Source organism: Lachnospira pectinoschiza (genome assembly GCF_020564355.1).
Taxonomy (GTDB): Bacteria; Bacillota; Clostridia; order Lachnospirales; family Lachnospiraceae; genus Lachnospira; species Lachnospira intestinalis.
Window position 1 is genome coordinate 337,512 of record NZ_JAJCRR010000003.1, and the last position, 12,984, is coordinate 350,495.

13 protein-coding genes are annotated in these 12,984 nt (G+C 44.2%); 9 read left to right on the forward strand and 4 right to left on the reverse strand.

Annotation, left to right across the window (positions count from 1 at the left end):
- Window positions 1-229: 229 nt before the first annotated feature.
- The 9 genes from LI288_RS07680 (at window position 230) to LI288_RS07720 (ending at window position 9,384) form a co-directional block, all read left to right on the forward strand.
- Window positions 230-1,930, forward strand: a complete 1,701-nt coding sequence (locus LI288_RS07680; protein WP_055159449.1) for a MobA/MobL family protein — start codon at window positions 230-232, stop codon at window positions 1,928-1,930.
- Complete coding sequence (locus tag LI288_RS07685) at window positions 1,914-2,618, forward strand: DUF6040 family protein (RefSeq protein ID WP_004841175.1); 705 nt, start codon at window positions 1,914-1,916, stop codon at window positions 2,616-2,618. The genes LI288_RS07680 and LI288_RS07685 overlap by 17 nt, the downstream gene beginning before the upstream one ends.
- A gap of 382 nt (window positions 2,619-3,000) precedes the next feature.
- Window positions 3,001-3,375: a TnpV protein gene (locus LI288_RS07690; RefSeq protein WP_057491876.1), complete on the forward strand. Its 375-nt coding sequence runs from the start codon at window positions 3,001-3,003 to the stop codon at window positions 3,373-3,375.
- A 365-nt stretch (window positions 3,376-3,740) separates the two neighbouring features.
- Window positions 3,741-5,660 (forward strand): tetracycline resistance ribosomal protection protein Tet(O), encoded by a 1,920-nt coding sequence (gene tet(O), locus LI288_RS07695; protein WP_057491875.1) that lies wholly within the window; start codon window positions 3,741-3,743, stop codon window positions 5,658-5,660.
- Between the two features lie 54 nt (window positions 5,661-5,714).
- Window positions 5,715-5,885 (forward strand): cysteine-rich KTR domain-containing protein, encoded by a 171-nt coding sequence (locus LI288_RS07700; RefSeq protein WP_226896997.1) that lies wholly within the window; start codon window positions 5,715-5,717, stop codon window positions 5,883-5,885.
- A gap of 492 nt (window positions 5,886-6,377) precedes the next feature.
- Window positions 6,378-6,803 carry a sigma-70 family RNA polymerase sigma factor gene (locus LI288_RS07705; RefSeq protein WP_033126097.1) on the forward strand — a complete coding sequence of 142 codons (426 nt, stop codon included), beginning with the start codon at window positions 6,378-6,380 and terminating at the stop codon, window positions 6,801-6,803.
- A 592-nt stretch (window positions 6,804-7,395) separates the two neighbouring features.
- Window positions 7,396-7,740 (forward strand): plasmid mobilization protein, encoded by a 345-nt coding sequence (locus LI288_RS07710; protein ID WP_033126096.1) that lies wholly within the window; start codon window positions 7,396-7,398, stop codon window positions 7,738-7,740.
- A 1-nt stretch (window position 7,741) separates the two neighbouring features.
- Window positions 7,742-9,097: a relaxase/mobilization nuclease domain-containing protein gene (locus LI288_RS07715; protein WP_033126095.1), complete on the forward strand. Its 1,356-nt coding sequence runs from the start codon at window positions 7,742-7,744 to the stop codon at window positions 9,095-9,097.
- Window positions 9,094-9,384 (forward strand): hypothetical protein, encoded by a 291-nt coding sequence (locus LI288_RS07720; protein ID WP_033126094.1) that lies wholly within the window; start codon window positions 9,094-9,096, stop codon window positions 9,382-9,384. The genes LI288_RS07715 and LI288_RS07720 overlap by 4 nt, the downstream gene beginning before the upstream one ends.
- Window positions 9,385-9,679: 295 nt before the next feature.
- Here LI288_RS07720 and LI288_RS07725 read toward each other — a convergent pair whose 3' ends face one another.
- From LI288_RS07725 to LI288_RS07740, 4 genes are all read right to left on the reverse strand, one after another.
- On the reverse strand, window positions 9,680-11,353 hold the full coding sequence (locus LI288_RS07725) for a recombinase family protein (protein ID WP_069989194.1): 1,674 nt from the start codon (window positions 11,351-11,353) through the stop codon (window positions 9,680-9,682).
- Window positions 11,354-11,430: 77 nt separating this feature from the next.
- On the reverse strand, window positions 11,431-11,604 hold the full coding sequence (locus LI288_RS07730) for a transposon-encoded TnpW family protein (protein ID WP_002604472.1): 174 nt from the start codon (window positions 11,602-11,604) through the stop codon (window positions 11,431-11,433).
- A 455-nt stretch (window positions 11,605-12,059) separates the two neighbouring features.
- Window positions 12,060-12,302 carry a helix-turn-helix domain-containing protein gene (locus LI288_RS07735; RefSeq protein WP_002604473.1) on the reverse strand — a complete coding sequence of 81 codons (243 nt, stop codon included), beginning with the start codon at window positions 12,300-12,302 and terminating at the stop codon, window positions 12,060-12,062.
- Window positions 12,286-12,723, reverse strand: coding sequence for a sigma-70 family RNA polymerase sigma factor (locus LI288_RS07740; protein ID WP_003502131.1), 438 nt, complete (start codon window positions 12,721-12,723; stop codon window positions 12,286-12,288). Before LI288_RS07740 ends, LI288_RS07735 begins: the two co-directional genes overlap by 17 nt.
- Between the last annotated feature and the right edge of the window lie 261 nt (window positions 12,724-12,984).

Sequence of the window (12,984 nt, forward strand, 5' to 3'; positions counted from 1 at the left end):
AACCGGTCTGCGCTAACGCTTGCCGGGCTCGTTCCGTCGGCGGGCATTTCATGCAGACCTGCTCATGTCGCAGGAGGCACTCTTCGCCAGAGGGGCGCATTCCATGCAGGCTGTTATGCACAGAGCACTCTTACGCAGAGGGCGTTCCGGCAGATACCATTCTCTTTTACAGGAAATGTTAACTGCCGGAAATCAATGCCGGGTACGGCAGAAAGGGGGGAAACGGATCATGGCGATCTTTCATTATACGGTAAAGATTGTCGGACGCAGCAAAGGGAAATCCATCATATCAGCGTCTGCCTATCTCAATGGTGATGTAATGAAAAATGAAGAAACAGGCAGGATCAGTTACTACACTTCCAAAAGAGAAGTTGTTTATACCAGTTTGATGATGTGTGAAAATGCACCGCAGGAATGGCAGAATGTACCTGCCGAAAATATCAAACGGTTTCAGAAATCTGTCCGGTATAAAAGGGCAGACAACAAAGAAGTTGTACTGGAGAAATTCAAACTTACTTTTCAGAAACAGTGCTTATGGAATGAAGTTTTGAAGATTGAGAAAAGTTCAGACGCACAGCTTGGCAGATCGTTTGAGTTCTCACTTCCAAAAGAATGGAATCGACAGGAACAAATTGAATATACAACAGATTATATTCAGAAAAACTTTGTGGACAAAGGCATGTGTGCAGATTGGAGCATTCACGATAAGGGCGACGGAAACCCGCATGTGCATTTACTTGTAACCATGCGTCCCTTTAATCCCGACCACTCATGGGGAAACAAAGAAGTCAAAGACTGGGAGTTTGTCAGAGATACTGACGGAAATATTGTGGTTGATGAATCCCACCCGGACTGGTGGCAGGATAAAAAGAATCCTGACCGTCATGGAATCCGAATTCCGGTATTGGACGAAAACGGTAATCAGAAAGTTGGTGCAAGGAACCGTAAACAATGGAAACGGGTGCTGACCGATGCTACCGGATGGAACAATCCAAAGAATTGTGAATTATGGCGGAGCGAATGGGCGAAAGTCTGTAATGACCATTTATCAGTAGAACAACAGATTGACCACCGTTCCTATGCAAGACAGGGAAAATTAGAAATCCCTACAATCCATGAGGGTGCTGATGCAAGAAAGATTGATGAGAAATTCCAGAGTGGACAGGTGCAGACAGCTTCATGGAAAGTAGAGGAAAACCAGATCATAAAAAGACAAAATGCACTGCTGAAAAAGATACAGACCAGTTTCGGAAAAGTATCTGGTGCATTATCACAGTGGAAGGAGTGGTTAAATGACCTTAGAAGAAAGCCGGGAAGTCATTCCCATGATGGAGTCAATGATAAACCAGATCGAGGAACAGCAGAACCTTATGGCAGAGATGGTACAGGAATTACAGGAACGGGACAGACAGCTTCTGTCCTTTCAGGAGCAGAACCAGAGTTTGCAGATCTTAAACAGCGAGTTATCCGGGCTTCTGAATCTTTTGCCAGATACAGAAGAACTGCTCTCCCAGATCGAACAGCAAAAAGTCAGAATCGAACAGTTGGAAAACGAGAATCAGCAATGGCAGGAATTAACGCAGAAGCTGAACAACGAGAACAGCTTATTACTGACATTAAACAGCAGATAGAGAAAGCGAGGGATATTGATGAACGAATGCGTAAACTTAGAGAACGTCGGGCGGGTGGAAGAACTCCTGGCAATGACGGAACAGATGCAGGACGAACTGGATCAGAAAGACCAGACAATTCTGGAACTGAACAGGCAGCTAAACAGATCGCTGACCTTGAACGAGAAATTGAACAGCGAAAACAGAGCCGAGAATATCGAAGCATTGCGGACAAAATTAAAGCAAACAGAGGAACAATTAACCAGCGAGACAGACAGCAGGAAAAGAGCCGACGCAGAAGTCGTGGCATGGAAATTTAAGTACGAAAAAGCGGAGCAGGCAAAACGCTATGCACAGACACACCAAAAGACGGTAGAGGTGCCTGTCGAGAAAAAAGTGCCTTATGAGAAATGCGATAACTGTGACCGTACTGCTTATCAGAAAGCAAAAGAAAAATGCGATAATCGAAAAATTCAGTTGGAGAAAAAATATAAACAAATGACAACAGGTTATGAAAGCCTTATGTTCCTGTTGGCATGGTACAGCATAGCAACTACACTGTTCACAGCTATCCTTTCTCCGGTTTTTCTTAACGACTGTATCACCTTTTTCGGTACGATTGGTAAAGGAATCATAAACCTGTTTCGAGAATTTGTTACAGGAGCAGATTCTTTCGGACAGTTAAGCAATGGAATCTCAAACAGTATCGTTTCCGGGATTGTGTACTGGCTGATCGCGGCTATTGTTATGGGAATTTTATTCATTATAACGGGATTCCTGATAATTGGGATTGGCTATCAGGTGGGAAAAATCTACCGGAAATATTGTTGGGATATCATCAGCATTATGGTGGCAATAATGAGTACAGCTATCGTAATCTACTTTGGCGAATGGATAAAATCTGTCATTCCGATAAACCTCATTGTACTGTTACTACTTGTATATGTGGTCTATATTGGAATTCGATGTTATGTAAAAGACTGGCGAGAAGAGCGGGGATATTATTAAGAAAAACACAGGGAGATGTCTTTATCTTCCTGTGTTAAAAATGAAGCATTGATTATTTTTATATGAGAGGGATTATCGGACAGACCTATATCGTGTTACAAAGTGTTGTAAAGCCTGCAATTTCGTGATTTTTAAAATTGACCGTTTTATAGGATAGTATAAAAGTTTGTTAGAGAATCTTAAAAATAAACATTAAAATTATATAAATCACCACTATTATAGGATACTATAAAAAATAATTCAAAACAAGTCTTTTATTTTTTAAAGAGTGATATTGTAGGATTACAATACATGTATGAAACCAGATAAGGAGAAAACGTAAATTGTGTTAATGATAGCAGACATGAGTATGGAGTGAATATCTTATTTGGAGGAAAAACAAATGGTACAATCAATCTTTGAGGAAATGGGCGGCAGATACGAACGGCAAGGCGAATACATTTTACCCTGCCTTACCATACCACCCGAAAAGGAACAGTCGATAGACTTATTCGGACGGCGGCACTTGGACTATCTGCGGGAGTACCGCAAAATTACATACACCAATCTTCTCACAAGCGGCAGGCTCAATGCTTACCTTGCCGACATTGACAGACAGGCACAGGAACACTTTGAACGGCTCATAGAGGGCATGAAGCAAGCACAGGGCATAACGGAATGCCTAAAGGAAGAAAACGCCTTAGAATGGACTGGAAGAACGAATAACATAAGGGCTTGTGCGAGGGAGATTGTGGGGAAAGAAATTATTTTTGCATAAACAGATGATTAGTGGCAGGGTGAAATCCTGCCGCTTTTTCTGCTTTAGTTTGTCAGCTTGACAAATAAAGGGTTAAGGAATATAATTAAATTCAGTTTTATACAAGGAGTTAATAAATATGCGGCAAGGTATTCTTAAATAAACTGTCAATTTGATAGTGGGAACAAAAGTAGCAGTCTCGTTTCACTTTTAATATGGGGCTTAGTTTTTTGTACCCAGTTTAAGAATACTTTTATCATGTAATTTTATATGCCCGAAAACATATAAGTGTTTTGGGGCTATTGGAGTTATTTACCCAGTGATAGGAGTATTTATCACTGGGTATTTTTATGCCCTTTTTTGGGTGTTAATAGGAGGAAAATCACATGAAAATAATTAACTTAGGCATTCTGGCTCACGTTGACGCAGGAAAGACAACCTTAACGGAGAGTTTATTGTATACCAGTGGTGCAATTGCAGAACTAGGGAGCGTAGATAAAGGCACAACAAGGACAGATACAATGAATTTGGAGCGTCAAAGGGGAATCACTATCCAGACAGCAGTGGCATCTTTTCAGTGGGAGGATGTAAAAGTCAACATTATAGATACGCCAGGCCATATGGATTTTTTGGCGGAAGTATACCGTTCTTTATCCGTATTAGACGGAGCAGTATTATTAGTTTCTGCAAAGGATGGCATACAGGCACAGACCCGCATACTGTTTCATGCACTACAGACAATGAAGATTCCGACAATTTTTTTCATCAATAAAATTGACCAAGAAGGGATTGATTTGCCAATGGTATATCGGGAAATGAAAGCAAAGCTTTCTTCGGAAATTATAGTGAAGCAAAAGGTTGGGCAGCATCCCCATATAAATGTAACGGACAATGACGATATGGAACAGTGGGATGCAGTAATTATGGGAAACGATGAACTATTAGAGAAATATATGTCAGGGAAACCGTTTAAAATGTCAGAACTGGAACAGGAAGAAAACAGGAGATTCCAAAACGGAACGTTATTTCCCGTTTATCACGGAAGCGCTAAAAACAATCTTGGGATTCGGCAGCTTATAGAAGTGATTGCCAGTAAGTTTTATTCATCAACGCCTGAAGGTCAATCTGAACTATGCGGGCAGGTTTTTAAGATTGAATATTCGGAGAAACGGCGGCGTTTTGTTTACGTGCGTATATATAGCGGAACATTGCATTTGAGGGATGTTATTAGAATATCTGAAAAAGAGAAAATAAAAATCACAGAGATGTGTGTTCCGACAAACGGTGAATTATGTTCATCCGATACAGCCTGCTCTGGTGATATTGTAATTTTACCAAATGATGTTTTGCAGCTAAACAGTATTTTGGGGAACGAAATGCTGTTGCCGCAGAGAACATTTATTGAAAATCCTCTCCCTATGCTCCAAACAACGATTGCAGCAAAGAAATCTGAACAGCGGGAAATATTGCTTGGGGCACTTACAGAAATTTCAGATGGCGACCCTCTTTTAAAATATTATGTGGATACTACAACGCATGAGATTATACTTTCTTTTTTGGGGAAAGTGCAGATGGAAGTCATTTGTGCCATCCTTGAGGAAAAATATCATGTGGAGGCAGAAATAAAAGAGCCTACTGTTATATATATGGAAAGACCGCTTAGAAAAGCAGAATATACCATCCACATAGAAGTCCCGCCAAACCCTTTCTGGGCTTCTGTCGGGTTGTCTATAGAGCCGCTCCCTATTGGAAGCGGAGTGCAGTATGAAAGCAGAGTTTCACTTGGATATTTAAACCAATCGTTCCAAAATGCGGTTATGGAGGGGGTTCTCTATGGCTGCGGGCAGGGGCTGTATGGATGGAAAGTGACAGACTGTAAAATCTGTTTTGAATATGGATTGTATTATAGTCCTGTAAGTACCCCCGCAGACTTTCGGCTGCTTTCCCCTATCGTATTGGAGCAGGCTTTAAAAAAAGCAGGGACAGAACTATTAGAGCCATATCTCCACTTTGAAACTTATGCACCGCAGGAATATCTCTCACGGGCGTATCATGATGCCCCAAGGTATTGTGCAGATATTGTAAGTACCCAGATAAAGAATGACGAGGTCATTCTGAAAGGAGAAATCCCTGCCAGATGTATTCAAGAATACAGGAACGATTTAACTTATTTCACAAATGGGCAGGGAGTCTGCTTGACAGAGTTAAAAGGATACCAGCCAGCTACTGGTAAACTTATTTGCCAACCCCGCCGCCCGAATAGCCGTATAGATAAGGTTCGGCATATGTTCCACAAGTTAGCCTAACAGCTTGCATAAGTCGTATAAAATGAGATTTGAAAGGATTAGAAGCTAATTATGATGAAATGCGAATGGATATTATGTCCTGTTTGTGGGAGCAAAACCCGTAATAAAATTAGGAAGGACACTGTTTTGAAGAATTATCCCCTTTATTGTCCAAAATGCAGACAAGAAAGATTGATTAAAGTTGACAACTTGAAGATAACTGTCATCAAAGAGCCAGACGCTTAAGACGCAGAGCCGATGAAATTGTGGAACAATTCACGAATCATCGGCTCTTTTTGTTTCGTATTTGAAAGAACAAACTCACCAAATAAAAAAAACGATATTCGGGTGGGTTATTTTGTTATACCCTAAATTACCCTCTGAATTTGTTTTTAAATTTGGAGGGTTTTTATGTTCCTTTTTTCGGGCGGTTGCCCATCTGCTTATATAAAGCAAAGTTTATTTATACATAGCACATCAGGGAATGGCGGGAAGCCAGTTAAAAAAATCCCTGCCAGTGCAACGGTACTTCCCACCATGAAGGTAGAAGTACAATCTCCATACAACAGAATTAGTATTTCCCATAACCGTAAAGGTCACAAAGCCTTTGCGGTTTTTCTTTTGTCGTTTTTGGTTGGAAAGTGCCGCAGGACTATTATTGGTGTTAAGTGTCGTTCGCCGCCTTTCAATCTGGATTTTTATGTTTTCAAAGATTCAGATTGATTGGAGGAAAAAAGAATGGCATATAACAACGGACGTGAGGACAGGAAGTGGCGTATCTGGAAAGAAGCCGAGGAAAAAGTGTTGCGGGAACATGGAGTTGATGAAGCTACCATCGAACAAATCCGTATTGACGACAGGGCAGACTTTAATTCCAACAGGCGGTTTTACCATTGGACAAGCGATTTCGGGGAATACCTTGAGGGAATGGCAGACAGGGAACAGTCAGCCGAAGTAAAGACCGTTGAAGATTTACTGGATGAAATCGAAGATGAAAATCTGTATCAGGCATTACTTACGGTGGACAGGCGTACACTGCAAATCGTTCTGCTGAAAATGAAAGGGTATTCCACAAAAGAGATTGCCCCGCTTGTGCATTTAACGACGGGTGCTATCTATGCACGGTTAGACCATCTTAGAAAAAAGTTGCGGAAGATTTTATAGTCATCTAATACAGCATGCTTTCTTATGGGCTATTGGGTGGGGGATAAAATTCTCCCACCCAATTTTAGAATAAGTGAATAAAATCCCTGTCCATAGAGAATACTAAAAAGTTTGTGCAAAATCTTGACAGCCATATTGCCGCTATGGTATTCTGAAATACCAATGGGGAAATTGGAAGATTGAAAATTAAATAAGCACATAGATATAAGATTGAAATGTCAGCCAATCGGCAAGGCTGACATGGGTTTTGAATTTCAAAGCCGCTACATAGCATTGCGAATCAGAGCGGGAGGGAATCCTCTTGTCGTTCGTGATGCAGTGTGGCGGCTTTTTCATTTATCCAAAAGTCAAAGGCAATAAAATCCAGAACGGAGGTGGAAAGGACATAGGATTTCCTTTTCGGAGGGTAAAGGCAGGCATTAAGAAAGCCGTTACACAGAAAAATGCTCTGCGGAGTTGTCCACAGAGATAGCGAGCATCGGATTGTGTCAGCCACAATCCAATCCACACCCTAAAGGCGTGTGGACTAACTTAGGGGACAACCCCTAGCTACCCCGATAAAAGGAAAAATAAAACTGGAGGATTAAGAAAAATGAGTAGAGAAAAATCAGAAAAAGTATGCATTACTTTTAGATTGAGCGAAGAAGAACATGAAAAATTAAAGCAGTATTCATCCGCCTGCGGTCTGTCCACCGCAGAATTTATGCGTCAGTTATGCAGGGGAAACGCACCGCAGCCACAGCCAGAGAAAGAATTTTGGGAACTATTAGGCACGCTTTACGAAGTACACGTAGCCTTTAAAAAGTGTATCCCCTACGCCCCTTCCGCTGATGAAATATGCAGGGAGATTGAGGATTTTATCTTGGAACTGCAACGGAATTATACCCTCCCACAGCAGTTTGACATGGAAAAATTGACGGAACAGGGGGCAGTCTGATATGGCGGCAACGAGCCTCTGGCACATCGAAGGACGGTTGAAAGACTTAATTTCTTATGTGGAAAACCCAGAAAAGACCGTGCCGAATAAGGAGATGCAGGACTTCTTTGACGTGTTCTCCTATGTGAAGAATCCACAGAAAACGGACAATGGAGAGTTTGTTTCCGCCATCAACTGTTTAAAAGAAACAGCGTTACAGCAGATGATTCTAACGAAAAAGCAGTACCAGAAGACAGGCGGGTATATCGCTTGGCACGGCTACCAGAGCTTCAAGCCAGACGAAGTAACGCCCGAACAATGCCACGAAATCGGCTTAAAACTTGCGAGGGAAATGTGGGGCGACAAGTACCAGATAATCGTTGTCACCCACCTTGACAGGGGGCATCTCCACAATCACTTCTGCTTCAACTCTGTTTCCTATCTGGATGGGAGCAAATATAATTACTCAAAATCGGAGCAGAAACGGCTAAGGGAAACGTCAGACCGCTTGTGCAGAGAGTACGGATTATCGGTGATTGAGAACCCGAAGAAAGCACCGTCAAGACCGCTGTATCTGGATGAAAAGAGCGGCAAGCCGACACGCTACAACGTCTATCTGGAAGATTTAGCGGAGGCAATCAGCGGCAGTCGGGATATTCCGCACATGATGAAGTATCTAATCGACAAAGGCTACGAGGTTGATTTTTCGGGCGGGCATTGGAAAATGAAGCTGCCGCAGTATAAGCATTTCACAAGATTAGATACGCTTGATGAACGCTTAACGCCCGATTTTATCCGTTCACATTTAGGCACAAGGGCAAGATATGGGAACTACAAAGCAAAGATTTCCTACTCTCCCCATATGCCCGAAGAATATAAAAAGGCTTGGAAACCGCACCAGAAAACAAGGGGAATCTTAGCGTTGTATTACTATTGGTGCTATCAGTTGGGGATATTTCCCAAAGGCACGGACTACAAGCCGACAAGCCCGCTTATGAAAGAGGAGCTTCGGAAACTGGATGAGATTACCACACAGGTACGCTATATGTCGGAGCATAACATCTCCACCCTCTCCGATTTGCACGCCGACAGGGAGAAGAACCAGACGGAAATGGACAGGCTTACCAACTATCGGCGGCATTTGCAGAATAAGATACGGCGTGCTTCACCCGCCGAGAAAGAAACGCTCCGAGAAGAAAAAAACGGGGTGACGGAACGGATAACGGAGCTGCGAAAGCGGCTGAAATATGCGGACGGGATTGAAAAACGCTCTGCCCACATTGATGACTGCTTGAACCAAATCCACGATACGGTTGAAAATCAAAGGTCAAACCAGAATGGCAGGACAGACCGCAAGAGGGAGGACGCATTGCGATGAGCAGACTGACAGAACAGGAACTTACGGAAATTTTAGACGAAAATAAGGGTATCTCAATGGTAAACCCGAATAGGGTGTACCCGCCCCTGCCGCCTGCTGAAAACATTATGCCCCTTATGCGTATCCCTGAACAGGCAACGCTCTGCGAGAAAATCGGCGGCACGGAATATACAGTGACCGCACATTTCCGAGAGGACGGGAGGGACTTGCTTGGGCTTCTCAGCAGGATATTCATGCGGGACACAGCAGATTACAGTTTTGATTCCGAGGGTTATGATGAGGATTAAGAAATATCGGAAAGATTATCGCTTTAAAGCGTTGAAGTTTGACCGCAGGCGTGGTATACTGTATCTACACTTCATACTATCGTGTCTGCTGTCGGAAAGGAGAAAGCATTGCAAAGACAGCAGGAAGAAATCACCGCCTTGTACTGTCGTCTGAGTCAGGACGATGGACGTGAAGGCGAGAGCAACAGTATCGTAAATCAAAAAGAATATCTATTCAAGTACGCTAAGGAACACGGGTTTCCAAATCCCACCTACTATGTGGACGATGGCTATACGGGTACGAATTTTGCTGGGGTTAGATAGCGATACTTTTTACATCTACCATGTTACGGCGGTCATGGTTGACAACTTGCGTCGGCTCCTGCTCGGTATCAACCTGTCCGACAAAGCTGTAATGGATTTCGATTTTCCGGGTGTTGGTTTCCCGGTCTAATTCATGTATCAAAATACGGTCGATAAACTCATGGACGTTTTCATAGGTCAATTCCTGTATGTCGCTGTATTTCCCGACAATCTGAATAAACCTTGATATATCCCTTTTTCGCTCGGTAACGGTTGCGATCTGCTGTTGTAACTCGTCTATCCTTGCGGCAAGGGATTTCTTTTCGTCCTCGTAGCCGGAAGTTAGAAACACAAACCGTTCATCTGTCAGTCTGCCTAATGCGTTGTCCTCGTACAGCTTGCGGAAAAGCGTGTCAAGTTCGGTCATACGCGCCTGTGCTTTGGAAAGTTCCTTTTGCTGCTGCGCTAATGCCTTTCTCGCTTCCATGTCGCCGTACTCGGTAGCTTTACAGATAAAGTCCTGTTCGTGTTCCTTAACATACTGCAAAACCCGCCGCATATCTTCCAGCACTAAATCAAGAAGTACGTTTTTGCGGATATAATGAGAGGTACACTCGCTGCCTGTCCTTGCCCTGTTGCGCCATGCGCCGCAAGAATAGGAAAACCTGCGCGGCTCGATATTTACGCCCTGTTGGTAATACATCTTATGTCCGCAACCAGCGCAAAACAGCAAGCCGGAAAAAATATCAATCTCCGCTGCTTTTGTCGGGCGGTGGCGGGTAGCAATCCGCTTTTGCGCAAGTTCAAAGGTTTCCTCGTCAACAAGCGGCTCATGGGTGTTTGGGAAGAAATAGCGTTGTTCTTCTTCGTTCTTCCGGGTCTTTTTCGACTTGTAGGATACCTTGTGAGTTTTCGCGGTTATGGTATGCCCTAAATATTCCTGCCTTGCTAATATGTCATAGAGCGTTTTGTCCGGCCAAGTATAGGGGGCGATCATTGCCCGCTGATACCGCGCCTGTCCTGTGCGCTGATAGCGCAACGCTCCAATCGTCAAGACTTTGTTTTCCGCAAGCCATTTTTGGATTTCGCACATACGCACGCCGCTAACAAACATAGCGAAAACCTGTTTGACAATCGGCGCGGTTTCCGGGTCGGGTATAAGGTGGTGGCGGTTGTTCGGGTCTGGGATATAGCCGTATGGATATTCCCCGTTGACACGCTCGCCTTTTTGCGCCTGTGCCTGTTTAACTGCACGGATTTTCTTGCTTGTATCGCGGGCGTAAAACTCGTTAAACCAGTTCCGCAAGGGGGTAAACTCGTTATCCTCCCGCGCTGTGTCAACTCCGTCGTTAATCGCGATATAGCGCACTCCGTTTTCGGGAAATACAATCTCTATGAGTTCGCCCGTTTTCAGATAGTTTCTGCCAAGACGGGAGAGGTCTTTGGTAATAACCGTCGCCACTCGTCCGGCTTCCACTTCCTGCAACATCGCTTGCAGCCCCTCGCGCTCAAAACTCACGCCGGAAAATCCGTCGTCCACAAAAAACTTTGTGTTCAAAAAATGGTGTTCGTCCGCATAGCGTTGAAGTATCATTTTTTGGTGCTGTATGCTTCCGCTTTCTCCGGCCTGCATATCCTCTTGACTTAAACGGCAGTAAAGGGCGGTGATTTTATTCGACTGTAACATTAGTCCTCCTTTCCGACAGCCGAATAAACAGGTATAATGTGTTGCTATCATTATACCATATCCCGCCGCCTAATGCACTACTCGGACGCTAAAAAGCCCGGATTTCCGGGCTTTTTCTGCAAATCCTTTACAATGAGTTTTTCAATCTTTTTATGGATTGTATCGGTTGCCTTTTCACTCGGCAACGCTTGAACAAGATAGGTGATTTTCCCTATTTTGCGTTCGGTTGTAATTGTCTGTTTTTTATCCATTAGAAAAACCTCCTTTTCCTGTATGGATAAACTATATTCGTCAAAAGGCAAAACGGGCGGTTGTTAGCTGCAACCTCACGGGAGTTTCACCCCGGCCCATGCTTATGGGTGCGCCGCGCAATACTTTGAGGGTGTTCAACGCGGGAGTATCATTGTGCCGCCTTGTATGTCGTCGCCCACAAGCTGCTAAACTTGTTTTACGGCGCGGTAGTTCTCGCTCGACTTTTCCCCAACGGGGAAAAGCGGTCATGGCGTACCCGCCGCCCGGCTCGGTACAGACGGAATGTACCCGTTGCCTGTTATGCTGCGCACCAAAGGCCGCTTTCTTTGTCAAGGAACAATAGGCTTTGTCGGCCTGTAACAGTACACCGTTTCCGATGTGCTGTTACGGAACGACAAATAGCCCATAACGGGAAGCGTGGAAAGGGGACACGCTCCCCGCATGGGCTAAAAGATTATCCTACATGAAAAGCAAGGGTGCGGGTAATAAGGCGCACTTGCAGCCTGTTACGCATTTCCTCGTCCACATAGGAATAGGTATTGCCCGCGTCGTCTTTCAGCGTGCGGGTACAAAGTTTCGCTATGTAACCCTCGTAATGCTTCAAGATCGCGCACATGGCGGTTGTGTCGCCGTTTGCCGCTGCGGAAATGACAGGGAACGGCAACAGATTTTCAGATTTCCTAACGGTATTCATCATCTGCTTTTCCCTCCAAATACTGTTTGATTTTCGCAAGCGCGGATTTCCTGTGCCGGAAAACCGTCGTGCGTACAACATTCAGCAGTTCAGCAATTTCCGCGTCGCTCATGTCCAAGAAGTAGGACAAAAGGATAATGTCGCGTTTCCTTTCGGGCAAAGCGTTAAGGGCTTCGGCAAGCAGTTCATTTTTGACGAGTACATCAAAGCCGGACACTTGAAAACGGAAATAATCGCTTTTGTATTCGTCCGTTGTGAAAAGCTGCGCGAGTTCGCTTTCGCTCAAATCCGAAAAAGGTACTTCGCGTGCTGCGCGTTTCGCAAGAGTGCGGCGGTGGCTTTTCGCTTCGCCAACCAAAGTTTTCTTTGCTAATGCGTCGTACTGATGTTGTATTCTTTCCTTGTCGGAAGAAGATAGCTCCATAGAGTTCACCTCCTTCCCGCGTGGAGTAGAGGACGGGAGTTAAGGGCTTGTCCTCTCTGCCCCTTTCGCTCCGTACCCGTTCGGGAGATGGCTCTTGAGTGCGTTTTTCAGAAAAAAGTTGAAAAAAGCAAAATGCGCCCGTCCGCAAGACGCGGACGAGCGCAAAGGAAATGTAAGAAGTATTTAGATGTATTGACAGTTCATACTCATAGCCGGAATATCCCGCTTGCGGAGCATAGCTTTTTTTGACCGCAAAGCATT

Coding starts and splice junctions, on each gene's coding strand:
- LI288_RS07680 (WP_055159449.1), top strand. CDS start 230: ATGGCGATCTTTCATTATACGGTAAAGATTGTCGGACGCAGCAAAGGG.
- LI288_RS07690 (WP_057491876.1), top strand. CDS start 3,001: ATGGTACAATCAATCTTTGAGGAAATGGGCGGCAGATACGAACGGCAA.
- LI288_RS07700 (WP_226896997.1), top strand. CDS start 5,715: ATGAAATGCGAATGGATATTATGTCCTGTTTGTGGGAGCAAAACCCGT.
- LI288_RS07705 (WP_033126097.1), top strand. CDS start 6,378: ATGGCATATAACAACGGACGTGAGGACAGGAAGTGGCGTATCTGGAAA.
- LI288_RS07710 (WP_033126096.1), top strand. CDS start 7,396: ATGAGTAGAGAAAAATCAGAAAAAGTATGCATTACTTTTAGATTGAGC.
- LI288_RS07715 (WP_033126095.1), top strand. CDS start 7,742: ATGGCGGCAACGAGCCTCTGGCACATCGAAGGACGGTTGAAAGACTTA.
- LI288_RS07720 (WP_033126094.1), top strand. CDS start 9,094: ATGAGCAGACTGACAGAACAGGAACTTACGGAAATTTTAGACGAAAAT.
- LI288_RS07725 (WP_069989194.1), bottom strand. CDS start 11,353: ATGTTACAGTCGAATAAAATCACCGCCCTTTACTGCCGTTTAAGTCAA.
- LI288_RS07730 (WP_002604472.1), bottom strand. CDS start 11,604: ATGGATAAAAAACAGACAATTACAACCGAACGCAAAATAGGGAAAATC.
- LI288_RS07735 (WP_002604473.1), bottom strand. CDS start 12,302: ATGATGAATACCGTTAGGAAATCTGAAAATCTGTTGCCGTTCCCTGTC.
- LI288_RS07740 (WP_003502131.1), bottom strand. CDS start 12,723: ATGGAGCTATCTTCTTCCGACAAGGAAAGAATACAACATCAGTACGAC.